Origin of the sequence: Austwickia sp. TVS 96-490-7B (assembly GCF_019331795.1) — a bacterium.
Taxonomy (GTDB): domain Bacteria; phylum Actinomycetota; class Actinomycetes; order Actinomycetales; family Dermatophilaceae; genus Austwickia.
On the sequence record NZ_JAHPZL010000003.1, the window covers coordinates 711,496 to 727,704 of the forward strand.

13 protein-coding genes are annotated in these 16,209 nt (G+C 62.7%); 9 read left to right on the plus strand and 4 right to left on the minus strand.

Translation table 11 applies throughout. The annotated features are described in order from the left end of the window. Positions 1-98 precede the first annotated feature (98 nt). From KEM60_RS05840 to KEM60_RS05855, 4 genes are all read left to right on the plus strand, one after another. Positions 99-2,303, plus strand: a complete 2,205-nt coding sequence (locus KEM60_RS05840) for a chorismate-binding protein (RefSeq protein WP_219106523.1) — start codon at positions 99-101, stop codon at positions 2,301-2,303. Then, positions 2,300-3,088: an aminotransferase class IV gene (locus KEM60_RS05845; RefSeq protein WP_219106524.1), complete on the plus strand. Its 789-nt coding sequence runs from the start codon at positions 2,300-2,302 to the stop codon at positions 3,086-3,088. The genes KEM60_RS05840 and KEM60_RS05845 overlap by 4 nt, the downstream gene beginning before the upstream one ends. Positions 3,089-3,191: 103 nt before the next feature. Continuing rightward, positions 3,192-4,673, plus strand: a complete 1,482-nt coding sequence (locus tag KEM60_RS05850; protein ID WP_219106525.1) for an exonuclease domain-containing protein — start codon at positions 3,192-3,194, stop codon at positions 4,671-4,673. A gap of 207 nt (positions 4,674-4,880) precedes the next feature. Beyond that, positions 4,881-5,216 carry a hypothetical protein gene (locus tag KEM60_RS05855; RefSeq protein WP_219106526.1) on the plus strand — a complete coding sequence of 112 codons (336 nt, stop codon included), beginning with the start codon at positions 4,881-4,883 and terminating at the stop codon, positions 5,214-5,216. Positions 5,217-5,383: 167 nt separating this feature from the next. On the opposite strand, the gene KEM60_RS05860 is transcribed toward KEM60_RS05855, so the two are convergent. Genes KEM60_RS05860 through KEM60_RS16860 form a run of 4 tightly spaced genes read right to left on the minus strand, consistent with a single transcriptional unit; the run spans position 5,384 to position 8,320 of the window. After that, on the minus strand, positions 5,384-5,557 hold the full coding sequence (locus KEM60_RS05860; protein WP_219106527.1) for a hypothetical protein: 174 nt from the start codon (positions 5,555-5,557) through the stop codon (positions 5,384-5,386). A 33-nt stretch (positions 5,558-5,590) separates the two neighbouring features. Further along, on the minus strand, positions 5,591-6,991 hold the full coding sequence (locus KEM60_RS05865) for an MFS transporter (RefSeq protein WP_219106528.1): 1,401 nt from the start codon (positions 6,989-6,991) through the stop codon (positions 5,591-5,593). Between the two features lies 1 nt (position 6,992). Then, entirely contained in the window at positions 6,993-7,790 is a 798-nt protein-coding gene (locus KEM60_RS05870; RefSeq protein WP_370626305.1) for a nitrate/nitrite transporter, read from the minus strand. After that, the gene (locus KEM60_RS16860; RefSeq protein ID WP_370626299.1) at positions 7,727-8,320 is read right to left on the minus strand and encodes a nitrate/nitrite transporter; all 594 of its coding nucleotides are present in this window, start codon (positions 8,318-8,320) and stop codon (positions 7,727-7,729) included. The genes KEM60_RS05870 and KEM60_RS16860 overlap by 64 nt, the downstream gene beginning before the upstream one ends. Positions 8,321-8,571: 251 nt before the next feature. On the opposite strand from KEM60_RS16860, the gene KEM60_RS05875 reads away from it, so the two are divergent. Genes KEM60_RS05875 through KEM60_RS05895 form a run of 5 tightly spaced genes read left to right on the plus strand, consistent with a single transcriptional unit; the run spans position 8,572 to position 15,833 of the window. After that, positions 8,572-12,324: a nitrate reductase subunit alpha gene (locus KEM60_RS05875; protein ID WP_219106529.1), complete on the plus strand. Its 3,753-nt coding sequence runs from the start codon at positions 8,572-8,574 to the stop codon at positions 12,322-12,324. A 29-nt stretch (positions 12,325-12,353) separates the two neighbouring features. After that, positions 12,354-14,009: a nitrate reductase subunit beta gene (narH, locus tag KEM60_RS05880; RefSeq protein WP_219106530.1), complete on the plus strand. Its 1,656-nt coding sequence runs from the start codon at positions 12,354-12,356 to the stop codon at positions 14,007-14,009. After that, positions 14,006-14,776 (plus strand): nitrate reductase molybdenum cofactor assembly chaperone, encoded by a 771-nt coding sequence (narJ, locus tag KEM60_RS05885; RefSeq protein ID WP_219106531.1) that lies wholly within the window; start codon positions 14,006-14,008, stop codon positions 14,774-14,776. The genes narH and narJ overlap by 4 nt, the downstream gene beginning before the upstream one ends. Next, positions 14,773-15,543 carry a respiratory nitrate reductase subunit gamma gene (gene narI, locus KEM60_RS05890; protein ID WP_219106532.1) on the plus strand — a complete coding sequence of 257 codons (771 nt, stop codon included), beginning with the start codon at positions 14,773-14,775 and terminating at the stop codon, positions 15,541-15,543. Before narJ ends, narI begins: the two co-directional genes overlap by 4 nt. Next, positions 15,540-15,833, plus strand: coding sequence for a DUF6457 domain-containing protein (locus tag KEM60_RS05895; RefSeq protein WP_219106533.1), 294 nt, complete (start codon positions 15,540-15,542; stop codon positions 15,831-15,833). The genes narI and KEM60_RS05895 overlap by 4 nt, the downstream gene beginning before the upstream one ends. Positions 15,834-16,209: the final 376 nt, after the last annotated feature.

Below are 16,209 nucleotides of genomic sequence, written 5' to 3' on the forward strand. Positions count from 1 at the left end.
GCTGGTGAGCTTCCGATCTCGCCCCCGGACACTCGGGGTGCGTCGGTAGCAGGGCCCGTCGAGGACGTAGCGTAGGGCGGCCGGAAAGGAGCCCACCGATGCCTGTTGACGACCCCGTGCTTCCTCTCGACGTGCCCGCACCCGGCGAGACCCCGCCACCTCGCCGAGGGATGTCGGTGCTGGTCGTCGACAATGACGACTCGTTCACCTTCAATTTGGTCGACCTGATCCGCAGCCATGGCTGCCGCGTGGACGTGGTCGACAACCGTCAGCAAGAGGTCTTAGACCGCCTCGACCAGTACGACGCCGTGGTGCTCTCCCCCGGACCCGGCAGCCCCCACCTGGCTGAAGACATCGGGATATGCCGCGCCCTGCTGGAGGGGCAGGACATCCCGGTGTTGGGAGTGTGCCTGGGTCACCAGGTGATGGTGGCCGCTGCGGGAGGCCAGGTGGACCGAGCTGACCAGCCACGGCACGGGCTCATCGAAGACGTCGTCCATGACGGGTCGGGGGTATTTGCCGGGGTCCCCTCTCCGATGCCAGCGATGCGCTATCACTCGCTGGTGGCAGTGTCTGTGCCGGAGTCGTTGGTGGTGACAGGTCGCGGTCCAGGCGATCAAGTGCAGGCGGTAACCCATCGGCATCGTCCGTGGTGGGGGGTGCAGTTCCATCCAGAGTCGGTGGGCACCCCGGCAGGTGCGGTATTGGTCGGCAACTTCCTCTCCGCGGCAGCAGCGTGGAACCAGCAAGCAGGTCGAGTGGTTCAGCGTGGTGACAGTCACTCCGGAGGTACGCCGACGCTCGGCGCAGCTGAACTGACCTGTGGCGCTGCCGTGTCGACACCGCCGTGGACCATGACGCATCAGACTGTGGCGCTCGCGGTGGATCCTGCGGTGCTGCAGGCACAGCTGTATCAGCTCGGGGCGCCCTCGTTCTGGCTGGACAGTTCCGACGCTGAGTCGATGCCTGTCACGCCGGAGCAGCCGGGCAGCCGGTGGTCCTTCCTTGGGGACGCCCAAGGCCCGTTGGCGCGAGTCGCGACGTACGACCTGACCACGTCAGTGACCACAGTGACGGATCGCGCTGGGACACAACACTGGTCGGGAGAGTTTCTGGATTTCTTAGCCACTGATATGGCGTCGCTGCCGCAGTGCGAACTGGCCGATGGCATGCCGCCGTACGTCGGTGGATGGGTGGGTTTCCTCGGCTACGAACTCAAAGCGGAATGCGGCGCGCCCCGTCGTGCCGCTCACGGGCATCCGGAAGCGGCCATGATTTTCGCCGATCGATGTGTGGCCTATGAGCATGACCGTGGTCGATGGCATCTGGTGAGCTGGTCGGACCCGTCATGTCGCGAGGAGCAGGACCGCTGGGCGTCTGGGATTGCGCGGCTACTTCGGCAGCTTGCCGAGGAGGCCGCACCAGCGCCTCCGGCACCGCATCCACCTCCGCTGTCGGTGCGGGCCCGACACTCGCAGGACGAGTACGTCGCCTTGGTCGCACAGGCGCAGGAACTCATCGCCGCCGGACAGTCCAGTGAGATCTGCCTGACCTCAACGTTGACTGCGACTCCACCTCCCCATTTCGCCGCCGATCTGCCCGGCTGGTATTCCCGGTTGCGCCAAGCTAACCCAGCTCCTTATGCCGCTTGGGTGAGCGTGCCTGGAGTGACTGTGCTGAGCACCTCCCCTGAGTGTTTCCTCACGATCAGCCCATCCGGGGAGGTGACATCCGAGCCCATCAAAGGCACCCGGCCACGCAACGCCGACCCGACAGTGGATGCTCAGCTACGCGCCGACCTCACGGCCAGCGTGAAAGACCGCGCAGAAAATCTGATGATCGTCGACTTGGTGCGGCATGATCTGACCCGGACCGCGCTCCCGGGGTCGACTCGGGTGGCCGAGTTGTGCGCCATCCGCAGTTATGCGACGGTGCACCAGATGGTCAGTGTCGTCGCCAGCCAGATTGGGGCCCAAGACGATCGGGTGGGTGTGCTGCGGGCAGCTTTTCCTCCAGGGTCAATGACTGGTGCCCCCAAACTGCGGACCATGTCCTTGATCGATGATCTGGAGCAGGCGCCACGCGGGGTGTATTCGGGTGCGCTGGGGTATCTCTCGCTATCGGGGGCAGTGGATATGTCGGTGGTGATCCGCTCGGTCGTGGCTGTCGATGACGAGCTGCGTTACGGCGTGGGTGGGGCGGTGACGGCGTTGTCGGTGCCGCAAGAGGAGTTTGACGAGACGATGGTCAAAGCACGGCCACTGTTGCGGTGGTGTGCTGTCGACCAGGTGGAGGGTGGGTGAACTCCGTGAGCGGGGAGCACCCCGAGACACCAGCCGCCGGGTCATCCTGGTCGGTGGTGGAGTCGTGGTCGGTGGTGGAGTCGTGGTCGGTGGTGGACGGACGGGTCGCTGACCTGGATGCTCACCGGGACCGGTTTGTCCAGTCGTGTCGTCGATGGGTGCCGGCAGCGCGTCCTGATCAGATTGACAACGGGTGGACGCAGCTGTGTGACCAGATTCCTCGGCAGGGAGCGTGGTTTCCGCGGATCGAAGTGGATGGCACCAGTGGCGTGGTGTCGTGGCTGGTGCGGCCAATGCCACAGCGGGGACCGGTGGCGCGGGCGTGGGTGATGCCGCGAGGTGACCAGCGCCGATTACCTCAGGTGAAGGGGCCTGACCTGCGGTGGTTAGCGCAGGCGCGAGCAACAGCGGTACGCCGAGGCTGCGATGAGGCGGTGTTGGTCGGGCCGGACGGATCAGTCGTGGAGGGGGCGTTCACGACGGTGGTGTGGTGGCGGGATGGGGCGTTGCATGTGGTGGAGGACGGGATTCCCCGTTTGCCGTCGGTGACGGAGGCGCGGCTGCGGCGCTGGTGCCAGGAGGTGGGGGTGCAGGTCCGGTCGGGTCGATTGCCGGTGGCGACAGCGCATGACGTGGAAGTGTGGGCGGTGAACTCGGTGGATCAGGTGCGGCTCCTGGTGTTTCCTGACCTGGAAGGTACGTCGGAGCCGGTGTGGTCGCACCAGTTTGTGGCGGCTCGTGCCGCACTGAATCGTGGGTGGGAGCCGCTGCCTGGCGCGGGATAGCTCCTTGCGATCGGGGCGTAGCTTCTCAGAGGGGTCGCCGTACGGGCGATGGGGGATCAGGCGGTGCCTGCCGCCAGCAAATGAGGCGACCCTGGGGAGGGGCATGGGCGGCGCCCTGATCTGGTTGGTGATGGTCGCGACAGCCGCTGCGGTGGTGTGGGCTTTTCTGCCGCGACCGGCGCAACGGTCGCCGACGCCGTCCTGCGCGGAGGAGAAACGGGAGCCGACCTCATCGCCACGTCCGATGCCCACGTCTGGGCCAGCCCCCAGCACTGCCCGGGCAGAGATCAGCTCACGTGCTGCGGCACCGGGGAATGCTGGGCCACGGAGTGCCGAAACTCCACCACGGGCCGCGTCGACGTCGGCGTCCCGCCGTACCGCTCTGTTTGCCGAAGGGGTCGTGGCAGCGACCTCGTCGACTGCTGAGGGGTTCACCCATGACGGTCCTTACGCCTGTCTCCAGGTGATGACGTCGGGTTTTTCGCCCGCCCGAGATCGGGTGGTGGAGGTGGCAGTGGTGCGTTGTGATGCCACCGGGACGGTGCAGCGTGAGTGGACCACGATGATCGACCCGGCACGTTCAGAGATTTCCGGGACCGCCGTGCACGGATTGACATCGGGGGTGTTGCAGGGAGCCCCAGGATTCGCAGAGACCGCTACAGCCTTGTTCGCCGAGGTAGAAGGGTGCGTGCTGGTCGTTCACCAGGCTCGGATGGTAGAGGCCTTTGTGGCGGCGGAGTGCCTACGAGCAGGGGTGTTGGCGCCGACGATGCCCGTCGTGGATATGTCGTCCTGGGCGGCATCGGTGTGGGGTTTACCGAATCCACGATTGGCAACAGTCGCCCGGCACGTGGGGTTACGACGGACGGTGCCCTCGTCGGCATTAGACGACGCCCGGATATGCGCGGCCGTGGTGCCGCTGATCGCTGGCCGGTGTGGTGATCGACTGCGCTATCCGGTGCCGCCGGTGTCGATGGACGCGACCGATGGACGTCACCGTGGTGAGCCGCGATGGGTGGCCCGCCCCGGCGGATCTGCGGGGATCGCCCCACACAGTTGGCTAGCCGACCTGCTATCGACCGTCCCGATGAGCGCAGCGGAAACCCATGATCCAAGGTCGGCGGCGCTCGTGGAGGCCATCACTTCGGTTTTGCCGGTGGGCAGGATCGTCACGGCTGACATCCGCGACTTGACCGCGGCCGCGGCTCGCGCAGGGTTACCCGCCACGCAGATCCGCGCAGTGACAGAGCGTCTGTTGGAATCGATGCGTCGCGTGACCTTCGCACAGGGTGTCCCGTCCCAGGATCAGGTGCGGCAGTTGCGCGGCGCAGCGCATTCGTTGGGTGTTCCCGGCTATTTCGACGACCTCGTCCAGCAGCCTCCCGCAGCTGCTCCTCTCCCCGGATCGGGGTCGTTTAGCAGACCGGTCCGCAAACCGCTCCCGCCGCCCCCCTCAGCATTGCCCCGCTGCGGTCGATGCCTCCGCATCGGTCATTACGTCGCGCAATGCCCCCGCGGCGCTGGCGCGCTCCCTCCGGGGCCGGTGACGCCGACTCGCAGTATCAGCCCAGTTGACCCGATCTGAGCGGCCCGTTCCTGGGAGCTCTCAGCCACCACTGACCGGACAGCGCGGGCCACAACAGACAATTGCGCGATCCAGTCGGGTCAGGTCCCTGTCCGAGATGCCGATTCGAGGGGGCAGACATGACGCCACAGAAGGCATCGTTCTCCCCCGCTCCTTTGCATTCCCTTCGCCACGCTGCCCAGGGTGGTCGACGACAAGGACCTGATCATGAATGTGAATTCCACCAACACTTCGTCGCTGCTCTCCGGGGCATATGAAGAGTATCGCCGCTATGAGCGTTATCTGGCACTTGCTTATGCCATTGGTTTGGTCACGGTGACAGTGATGTTCTTCCCCGGCGGGGCGTGGCCGGGTTGTGTAGCAGTCGCCACTTTGTTGGCCATCTCCTTCCGCCAATATCACCGGGCGGTGCACCGTTATGTTGGCCTTCCCGGACCGGACACTGACCAGGCGGTGCAGGTGTGGGGTACGGCGGCGCAAGCTTGCGTTTGGGGTTCGGTGCCGATCGTGCTGGCATTGGCGGTGCTGCAGTTCGTTCATTGATCGTCGACCCGGGCGGAGCGGTCGGGTACGGCGTCTTCAGGTCAGCGAAACATCTTTTGTGGCATCTCTGAATAGCTGTGATTCAAGCCGAGAGGCTCGTACCGGAGGGAAGGTACGAGCCTCTCGTCGTGTCGGCCGGGATCTGCCCTACCAAGCCGACACACCGATCACACAGGACGGAACAATCCCACACGACCGGAGCCACACACCACCTGCTCCCCCCCACCACTCACCACACCACGACCCACCACCGGAACACCACACCCCGGCACCACATCACCCACACCCCCCAGAAGACCGACCGCCCCATTGTCGCTGTAGTCACCGGTCGCGGCTGTCATACGACGTACGACGTACGACGGGACGACCGGAGGTCAGCTTGGCTTCGGTGCTCCTGGGCGGGCGTAACGGACCCAGGTGATGGCGGTGCAGAGCACCGCGAAACCGATACCGATCGCGTAAAACGCGGTGGCGGGCATCAGAGTCAACCCGATTCCGAAGAGGAACGGTCCGAACGCGGCGATGGCGCTGGTCCATCCGATGACTCCGCCTGCTTGGCGTTTTTCGAAGATCATCGGCATCTGTTTGAAGGTGCTGGCGTTGCCGATCCCGGCAAACAGGAAGATCGCCATCATGCCCCAGAAGAACCGGTCGAAACCGCCTTGAAGGGCCGCCGCTGAGGACGTGTCAGGGACCAGTGTGGTCATGGTGAATCCAATGGACCCGATGAGTCCGATCCCGGAGATGAGCGACCAGAGCGCTCCACCCATCTTGTCGGTCAGTGGGGAGAACGCGAATCGGGCGACTGCGCCGACGAGCGGGCCCCAGAACACGTATTTCACCGGATCAGGCACGGCGTATCCCGCGATGAGGACCTGAGCGGTTGCGCCAGTGCCGGAGACGATGGCGGCGTTACCGGCGCCGTACAGGTTGCCCATCAGCAGACCGAATTGGGCGGACAGCCCGGAGAAGGTCCCGAAGGTCATGATGTAAAGCAGGGTCATATACCAGGTGTCGACGTTGCCGAAGATGTCGAACTGCTGCTTGACGTTGGCCGTGATCGGCACTGACTTCAGCGTCATCCAGGCGAGGATGGCGCCGCAGATCATCAGCGGGATCCAGAAGAAGGCCCCGTTTTGATACCAGACGGTGACGTTAGCTTTTCCGGCGACTTTCATCTGTTGGGAGCCGCCGACGACGCCCAGCCAGGACAGTCCGATGAGGATCGGGACAAACAGCTGGACCAGGGAAACCCCGAGGTTGCCGATGCCGGCTTGCAAGCCCAGCGCAGTGCCAGCCATGCGTTTGGGGAAGAAGTACGACGTGGAGGGCATGAACCCGGAGAAGGCGCCACCGCCGATACCGGCGAGGAAGGCCAGGACCATCAGCTCCCAGTACGGCGCGGTGGGGCTCATCACCCGCACGCCCCAGCCGAGGGTGGGGGCGATGAGGAGCACCGTGGTCGCAGCGACCATTTTGCGGGTGCCCATGATGGGGGGCAGGACCATCCAGATGATGCGCAGCAGGCCACCGGCAAGACCGGGCATGGCTGCCATCCAGTAGAGCTGCTCCTTAGTGAAGGAGTATCCGAGAGCGTTGAGCTTCGGCACGATGGCGCTCGGCAGGAACCAGGCGACGAAGCACAGGGTCAGACAGAAGGTGGTGACCCACAGGGTCCGCCAGGCCAGGGGTTTGTCCCACCTGGCGTCATCCTCGGGGTCCCAGCTGGTCAGCCATTCCCCGCCGGAGCGGTCGGATAACGGAGCGGCGCTCATGTTAGGCCTCTTGGGGGTCGCGATGGATGTGGGAGTGGTCGATCGCGTGCTCGTGGGTGTCGATGCCCTGACGTTTCATCCTGACGATGGTCAGGTGCATCCAGATCGCGGAGATCAGAGTGATGAGGAAGAGCACGAGGAAGGTCGCCGTCTGCATTCCGGTGGCGGCTTTGACGTAGTAGAACAGCGGCGGCAAGAAGAACCCACCCAGGCCGCCGAGCATCCCGACCAGGCCGCCAACGGAGCCGACGTTAGTGGGGTAGTACTCGGGGATGTGCTTGTAGACGGCGGCTTTGCCGATACCCATGGCGCATCCGACGAGGAAGACCACGGTGGCAAACAGAGCCAACGGCAGGCCGGGCACAATCAGGATGCCGCAGAGGACCAGCATCAGCCCGAAGGTGAGGTACATGACGCGGCGGGCACCCCACCGGTCGGAGGCCCAGCCCCCGACGGGGCGCAGCAGTGACGCGGGGAAGATGTAGCTCGCGGTGAGCAGGGCTTGCGCGGTCAGGGGTACGCCGTACGCATCGCTGTAGTAGGTCGGCAGGACCGAGGAGAGCGCGACGTAGGCACCGAAGACGACGACGTAGTAGAGGCTGAACCGCCAGACCCGCATCTCTTTGAGCGGCTCCAGCATGTCTGCCAGCGGTTTGGCCTGGCCGGGGGTGCGGTCTTGGCGGGGCACAAAGATCCAGGTGAGGATACCGAGCAGGATCAGCAGCGCGGTGTAAATCAGGGGGATGAGGCGCCAACTGCCTTTAGCGCCGAACATATCGATCGCGAAGGGAGCTGAAATGAGAACAGGGGCAAGGAATTTGGTGCCAGAGGCGCCGACATTCCCGGCGCCAAAGACGCCCAGAGCAAATCCTTGGCGTCCCGAGTGAACCACGCTGCGTTCCAGGCGGTCCCGACAGTAAAGAGGTTCCCGGCGAATCCGACGAGGAAGGACAGCGCGAGCAACGCGGTATAGCTGTTGGCGTGTGCCACGAAGTAACAGGGGATGGCAGTGAGGAAGAGGAAGGCGATTGTCAGCTTCCGCCCACCGATCCGGTCGGTGAGTATCCCCGCAGGTAGACGCCACATGGAGCCGTTGAGGATGGCAGCGGCCAGCACCCAGGAATATTGCTCCTCATTGATGCCGAGCTCAGCTCGGATGGGTTTGGCGAGAATCCCGAACATCATCCACACCGCGAACATCACGGTGAACGCGATGGTCGACATCGTGACGACGGCAGTAGAGCCTTTCGCCTGGGTTTGAGTGGTCTGCGCGGGTGCCGTACCGGATGTGTCGGCGGCGGAACTCGCCGCGGGCTGCGACGTGGTCATGACGCTCCTGTGGGGCGAATAAAAAGGAACATCCCACGGTAACACCACCGCAAGTCGCCACGGAACTCTACAAATAGGGACGAAAGACCCCTTGTTCGTGACGATAGTCCAGGTCGCAGCGAGGCCCCCAGTGGCATGGGCAGCCTGAGGTCTGTCGTGGTTCAATGACAGTAGTCCTTCAAATTGGCGGCCCGAGAATCGTGCGCTCGCACCCGGTTCGCCGTCGACCCCCCTCTCCCCAGGAGCAGCGCATGAGCATGCACGCCGGACAGAGCCGGACGACGGGACTGGACGGACCTCTCTCCGCCGCTCTCGTCGGCACCCGCCGATTCTTCACCTCGGCGACGGTGTCTCCGGACGGTCGCTCCCTGGAGAAAGTCGGCGGACGCAGCGGCGACAGCTTCTACCGGGACCGCTGGAGCCACGACAAGGTGGTTCGTTCCACCCATGGCGTGAACTGCACCGGCTCCTGTTCATGGAAGGTGTACGTCAAGGACGGCATCATCACCTGGGAAGCTCAGCAGACGGACTACCCCTCAACTGGCGCCGACCGCCCCGAATACGAGCCGCGCGGCTGCCCCCGAGGTGCTGCTTTCTCTTGGTATACCTATTCACCCACGCGCGTGCGTTATCCGTATGTCCGGGGTGTGTTGTTGGACATGTTCCGCGCCGCAAAGAAGCAGTACGGCGACCCCGTGCTCGCCTGGGCGTCGATCATGCAGGATCCCGACAAGGTCCGCCGCTACAAGAGCGCCCGCGGCAAGGGCGGTCTGGTCCGGGCTAGTTGGTCCGAAGCCGTCGAGATCGTCGCCGCAGCGAACGTCTACACCATCAAACGGTGGGGGCCCGACCGCATCGCTGGCTTCTCCCCCATCCCCGCCATGTCAATGGTGTCGTACGCCTCTGGAGCCCGCTTCACCGAACTCATCGGTGGCGCGATGCTGTCTTTCTACGACTGGTACGCCGACCTGCCGGTGGCCTCACCGCAGATGTTCGGTGACCAGACCGATGTCCCGGAGGCCGGAGACTGGTGGGACGCCGGATACCTCATCATGTGGGGTTCCAATGTGCCATTGACCCGCACACCGGACGCGCACTGGATGACTGAGGCCCGGTACCGCGGGCAAAAGGTCGTCGTCATGTCGCCGGACTACGCTGAAAACGTGAAGTTCGCCGACGAATGGTTGGCGCTCGCCCCCGGCACCGACGCCGCGCTAGCCATGGCGATGGGTCATGTCATCCTGAAGGAGTTCTTCGTTGACGCCCCGGTGGAGTTCTTCACCGACTACTGCACGACGTACACCGATCTGCCGTTCCTGGTCGACCTGCAGGTCGCGGACGGTGAGCACGCCACTGACGACGGGGCGCCGTCGTACCTGCCCGGCAAGTTTGTGGTGGCTGGGGACTTGCCTGATGTGCTTGCTGAGGCAAGCACGAGTGAAAATGCCATGTGGAAACCGGTGCTCATTGATGCTGTGACTGACGATGTGGTCGTCCCCCATGGCACCTTGGGCGACCGTTTCGGCGAAGAGGGTATGGGGCGGTGGAATCTCGATGTGGGGGCTACGCGTCCTCGGTTGTCGCTGTACGACGCCCCGGACACGGAGCAGGTCCTCGTCCACCTGCCACGGTTCGACGCCTTGGACGGCAAGGTCGCTGACTCCCCCCGTGGGGTCCCGGCCCGTCGGGTTGGTTCCCGCCTGGTGACCACAGTGTTTGACCTGATGCTCGCCCAGTACGGCGTGGCCCGCCCCGGGCTGCCCGGCACGTGGCCCCGTTCGTACGACGACGTGGACGCGCCATACACCCCGGCGTGGCAGGAAGACATCACTGGTGTCCCGGCGGCAGCAGTCGCTCGGATTGCCCGGGAGTTCGCGCAGAATGCCGTGGACACTCAGGGCCGGTCGATGATCCTGATGGGTGCTGGGACAAACCACTGGTATCACTCGGACCTGATCTATCGGGCGATGCTGACGTTGACCACCATCACTGGATGTCAGGGCCGTAACGGTGGTGGCTGGGCGCACTACGTCGGCCAGGAGAAGATCCGGCCGCTCTCGGGTTTCCAGCACACCGCGTTCAGCTTGGACTGGCATCGGCCGCCGCGGCACATGGCGCAAACGGCGTACTGGTATCTGCACACCAGCCAATACCGTTATGACACCTATTCCGCCGCTGATGTCACCGCTGGCCTGGACGATTTCGACGGGCGCACCGTCGCTGACCTGGTCGCTCAGTCGGCACGATCCGGGTGGCTGCCCAGCTATCCGACGTTGAACCGGAACCCGTTGACAATCTGCGACCAGGCTGAGCAAGCAGGCATGACCCCGCAGGAGTACGTCGTCGACCAGTTGACGAAGGGTGAGATGCTCTTCGCCGCGGAAGATCCTGACGCGGAAGAAAACTGGCCACGGGTGCTGATGATGTGGCGAGCCAACCTGTTTGGGTCATCCGCCAAGGGAGACGAGTATTTCCTGCGCCACCTGCTCGGCACCGATCACGGCGTGAATGCTGCCGAGGCGGCTCCTGATCAACGTCCTAAGGAGGTCGTGTGGCGGGACGAAGCCCCGGAGGGCAAGCTCGATCTGCTCATGACGATCGATTTCCGCATGACCAGTTCGACGATCCTGTCCGACGTCGTGCTGCCTGCCGCGACCTGGTACGAGAAAAACGACATCAACACCACGGACATGCATCCCTTCATCCATTCGTTCAATCCAGCGATTGCCCCGCCGTGGCAGTCCAAGACCGACTGGGATGCGTTCGTGGAGATCGCAAAGGTGTTCTCTGACTTGGCCGGTGACCACTTGGGGGTGCGCAAGGACCTCGTGGCCAAACCGTTGTGGCATGACACTCCGGAAGCGATGGCCGCCGAACATGGTGTGGTCACGGACTGGCGGCGCGGGGAGTGCGACCCGATCCCCGGCAAGACGATGCCGGTGCTCGCCGTCGTCGAACGCGACTACGGTGCGACGTACCAAAAAATGACCAGCGTCGGACCGCTCTTTGAGAAGCTCGGCAACACCACAAAAGGCATCACCTACGACGTACGTCGTGAGGTCGACTACCTGCGCCGCAAGAATGGCACCGTCCGCGGCGGAGTCGGCGATGGCCAGCCCGCATTGAAGAGCGATATCAACGTCGCTGAGACGATCATGGCGTTGTCTGGCACCACGAATGGCCATTTCGCCACGCAAGGGTTCAAGACGCAGGAAAAACGCTGCGGGAACGTCATGCACGACCTGGCCGCCGAGCATGAGGGCAAGATGATCACGTACGCCGATACGGTGTCCGCGCCGGTCCCGGTGATTACCTCCCCGGAATGGTCGGGCTCTGAAACTGGCGGACGACGGTACAGCCCATTCACGATCAACATTGAACGGTTGAAGCCGTTCCACACGTTGACCGGTCGCATGCAGTTCTACGTGGACCACGACTGGATGCAGAAAATGGGCGAAACGTTGCCGACGTATCGGCCGCCGTTGAACATGACCCAGCTGTTTGGTGAGCGGGCCCTGGGAGAGACCGCGCAGATGGGTGACAGCGTCGGAGTGTCGGTGCGTTATCTGACGCCACACAACAAATGGTCGATCCACTCCGAATACCAGGACAACCTCTTCATGCTGTCACTGGGGCGAGGCGGACAGTCAGTGTGGATGAGTGACCGGGACGCCGAGAAGATCGGGGTGCAAGACAACGACTGGATCGAATTGGTCAACCGCAACGGGGTCGTCGCAGCCCGATGTATCGTCACTCACCGCATGCCGGAGGGCACGGTATACATGCCGCACGCCCAAGACCGATTGATTGATGTGCCGCTGACCGAGCACAACGGCAAACGCGGTGGGATCCACAACTCCATGACCAGGATCATGGTCAAGCCGACGCACATCATCGGCGGTTATGCCCAACAGGCCTACTTCTTCAACTACATCGGCCCGACCGGCAACAACCGTGACGAAGTCACGATGATCCGTAAACGCAGCCAAAACGTCGAGTACTGAAGACACCCGGACGAGGAGAGGCAACACGTATGCGCATCATGGCCCAGATGGCGATGGTGATGAACCTCGACAAATGCATCGGGTGTCACACCTGTTCAGTGACCTGTAAGCAAGCCTGGACCAACCGGACCGGCACCGAATATGTCTGGTTCAACAACGTCGAGACCCGACCTGGCCTGGGGTATCCCCGCCGGTATGAAGACCAGGATGAGTGGAAGGGCGGCTGGGAACTCGCCGCCAACGGCCGACTAAAACTCAAAGCCGGTGGCCGGTTGAAGAAACTCCTGCAGATTTTCTCCAACCCCAAAATGCCGTCCATTCAGGACTATTACGAGCCGTGGACGTATGACTACGAGACGCTGCTGAACGCCCCGGCGCAGAAACATTTCCCCGTGGCCCGGCCGCACTCGCTGATCTCAGGTAAACCGATGAACATTTCGTGGTCGGCGAACTGGGATGACGACCTGGGCGGCTCCACGAAGACCGCGCACCGCGACGTGATGCTCAAAGGCATCGCAGACAAGGTGAAGTTCGAATTTGAACAAACCTTCATGTTTTACCTGCCTCGGATCTGCGAGCACTGCCTGAACCCGGCGTGCGCGGCGTCGTGTCCCTCCGGTGCGATCTATAAACGCGTCGAGGACGGCATCGTCCTCGTCGATCAGGATCGGTGCCGAGGCTGGCGGATGTGCATCACCGGCTGCCCTTACAAGAAGGTGTACTTCAACCACAAAACGGGCAAAGCAGAGAAATGCACTTTCTGTTTCCCTCGCATCGAGGTTGGCATCCCCACAGTGTGCGCCGAAACGTGCGTGGGTCGCCTCCGCTACATCGGGTTGATGTTGTACGACGCAGACGCGGTGCTTGCTGCCGCAAGCGTCCCCGACGAGCAGCTGTATGACGCGCAGCGCTCAGTGTTCTTGGATCCGCACGACCCGCATGTCATCGCCGAGGCCGAGCGCGCAGGGATCCCCGGTGATTGGATCACCGCAGCTCAACGCTCCCCGGTGTACAAACTCATCAACGATTACCAGGTGGCTCTGCCACTGCACCCGGAATATCGGACCATGCCGATGGTCTGGTATATCCCGCCGCTGTCTCCAGTCGTCGATGTCATCCGCGACACTGGCCATGACGCGGAAGACTCCGCCACGCTGTTTGCTGCGATTGAGGCGCTACGCATCCCCGTGGAATACCTGGCAAACCTGTTCACGGCAGGCGATGTCGCCCCGGTCAATGACGTGCTGCGCAAACTCGCGGCGATGCGCTCGTACATGCGTGACATCAACCTGGGCCGCGATCCCAACGGATCGATCCCGATGAGCGTCGGCATGGCCGAAGAAGACATGTACGACATGTTCCGGCTCTTGGCGCTTGCTAAATACGACGAGCGTTATGTCATTCCCACTGCGCATGCTGAACAGGCGCACGACTTGGAAGAGCTGGCGACCAGTTGTGATGTCGCCGCATATGACACGGATGTGCAGGGTCTCTTCGGTGAGGGGTCGGGTGGGAGCACACCAATCGCAGTGGAGAACTTCCGCATGTTGCAGCAACGCCAGACCGCTGACGAGCTCGCTCCGACCGGAAGCAATCGGGTGAACTTACTCAACTGGGACGGCAAGGGCATGCCTGCCGGGATGTTCCCTGAGGGTGGTTCTGCGGATCGGGAGGCGCAACGGTGAGGTTGGCATTACGTCGCCGTAAGAGCGGCCAGTTGCCATGGGATGCGGATACGACGGCAGCGGTCTGGCAGTGCGCGTCGCTGCTATTGGGTTATCCCGATGAAACGTTGATGGCGCAACTATCGACGATCATGCAGGTCACCCAGCAGCTTCCTGCCGCGGTAGGTGGCCCCTTGGGTCGGCTGGCTGCGGATCTATCAGCTGCTGATCCTCAACAGGTACGCCGCGACTATGTGTCGACGTTCGATTACACCCGCCGGTGCGCGCCGTACGTGACGTATTTCTCGTGCGGTGATACCCGGAAGCGGGGGGTGGCGTTAGTGAAGTTCAAACAGGCCTACCGCCAAGCTGGGGTCGAGCTCTCTGACGCGGATGCTGAACTTCCTGATCATTTGTCGGTGGTCTTGGAGTTTGGGGCATCGGTGGATCTGACGGCGGGATTGGGTTTGGTGTTGGAGCATCGGGCCAGCGTGGAGGTGCTGCGGTTAGCGCTGCTGGATGCGGGGTCGCGATGGGCTGACGCGCTGGTCGCGGTGTGCGCGACACTGCCGCCGTTGGACGGTGACGAACGGAGCGCGGTGGCTCGACTGATCGAGGAGGGACCTCCCGCTGAAGACGTGGGGCTGGCGCCGTACGAGATTGACCCGCGTCTGAATCCCCATCCCGCAGATGACGTGTCGTGGGCGTCGTCCGCCTCGGCGTCGTCACCGGCCGGTTCGAGTCCTACTTTCTCTGTCGCTGTCCCCTCTGAAGGAGTCCGCTCATGAACACCCTGCTGTGGGTGGTCTTCCCCTATGTCTGCCTGACCACGTTTGTGGTAGGGCATATATGGCGATATAAGTACGACCAGTTTGGATGGACAACGCGTAGCAGTCAGTGGTACGAGGATCGATTGTTGCGGTGGGGTTCACCGATGTTCCATTTCGGCATTCTTTGTGTGGTCCTCGGGCATGTCATGGGGTTGTTGGTGCCGAAATCCTGGACCGAAGCGGTGGGTGTCAGCCAGGAGATCTATCACTTTTTGGCGGTGTCAGTGGGGCTCCTCGCCGGTGTCCTCACTTTGGTGGGGCTGGCGATTCTGGTGTATCGACGTCGTACGACGGGACCGGTGTTTCAGGCCACTACGCCGATGGACAAGGTGATGTATGCCTTCTTGGTGGTGACCATCTTGCTCGGGTTGGCTAACACGTTGGGATGGCAAGCACCAGGTATCGGCAGCGGCGGTATCGCTGTCGACCATTACAACTATCGGGATGGCGTGAGCATTTGGTTCCGGCAGTTCTTTACCTTGCAGCCAGATGCCCAACTCATGGCGGCAGCACCGTTGGGTTTCCAGCTGCATATTTTGGTGGCTTGTGCCCTGTTTGCGTTGTGGCCGTTTACTCGGCTGGTGCATGTGTTCTCTGCGCCGTTGGGCTATCTGACTCGTCCCTATGTCGTCTACCGGTCTGCTGACCGGCGTCCGGGTGCCGGTGTGGGCACACATGCGCCTCGTCGCGGCTGGGAATCACGTCCGGAGCTGCCACAACGATGAATACATCTATCCCGTCCCGACCCACCCATGACCTCACGGTGGAGCAGGAACGTTGGAACGCGTGGGTGCGGTCCACGTCCGACTTGTTGGGCATCGATCCCGCTGTGGTTGACATCTCAGCCATCCACGATTTGACTCGTACGATTGCCCGTGAATTGGATCGGCCATTGGCGCCGGTGAGTTCTTTCATGTTAGGTGTGGCGATCGGTGCGCGTGGGGCTGATGCTGATCCGGCGGCATTGACGGCGCTGATCGAGTCGACAGTTCATTCAGATCTACATCAACGCTGATTCAGGCAAAATCAGCTTGACAATAAAGGATGAAACGACGAACGATCAGGGTGATCTGAGTCCCACGCCTCCCTAAAACGCACCCCTACCGTGTCTCCGGTAGCCAGCATCTTTTCAACTAGCTCTTCAGTAAAAAACACCAAGTTAGGGTATTTGGGCTGCGGAAGTATGAAAGCCCCAGTTTGGGGCACTAGCTCAGGTCGAAACACTGGGAAATCTAGCACCAGTACTGTTTCTTCACCGTCGGCCCACAGTAAGGGCGTTATTCACGAGGCGTTTCCAGGTCATTCTTGGCTACCAGCCAAGTCGATAGAGCTCGAGTCGGGTAATGACGGCAATGATATCGGGGAGTTCGGTGAGTCTGCCTCGATAGCCG

Coding starts and splice junctions, on each gene's coding strand:
- KEM60_RS05840 (WP_219106523.1), top strand. CDS start 99: ATGCCTGTTGACGACCCCGTGCTTCCTCTCGACGTGCCCGCACCCGGC.
- KEM60_RS05850 (WP_219106525.1), top strand. CDS start 3,192: ATGGGCGGCGCCCTGATCTGGTTGGTGATGGTCGCGACAGCCGCTGCG.
- KEM60_RS05855 (WP_219106526.1), top strand. CDS start 4,881: ATGAATGTGAATTCCACCAACACTTCGTCGCTGCTCTCCGGGGCATAT.
- KEM60_RS05860 (WP_219106527.1), bottom strand. CDS start 5,557: ATGACAGCCGCGACCGGTGACTACAGCGACAATGGGGCGGTCGGTCTT.
- KEM60_RS05865 (WP_219106528.1), bottom strand. CDS start 6,991: ATGAGCGCCGCTCCGTTATCCGACCGCTCCGGCGGGGAATGGCTGACC.
- KEM60_RS16860 (WP_370626299.1), bottom strand. CDS start 8,320: ATGACCACGTCGCAGCCCGCGGCGAGTTCCGCCGCCGACACATCCGGT.
- KEM60_RS05875 (WP_219106529.1), top strand. CDS start 8,572: ATGAGCATGCACGCCGGACAGAGCCGGACGACGGGACTGGACGGACCT.
- narH (WP_219106530.1), top strand. CDS start 12,354: ATGCGCATCATGGCCCAGATGGCGATGGTGATGAACCTCGACAAATGC.
- narI (WP_219106532.1), top strand. CDS start 14,773: ATGAACACCCTGCTGTGGGTGGTCTTCCCCTATGTCTGCCTGACCACG.
- KEM60_RS05895 (WP_219106533.1), top strand. CDS start 15,540: ATGAATACATCTATCCCGTCCCGACCCACCCATGACCTCACGGTGGAG.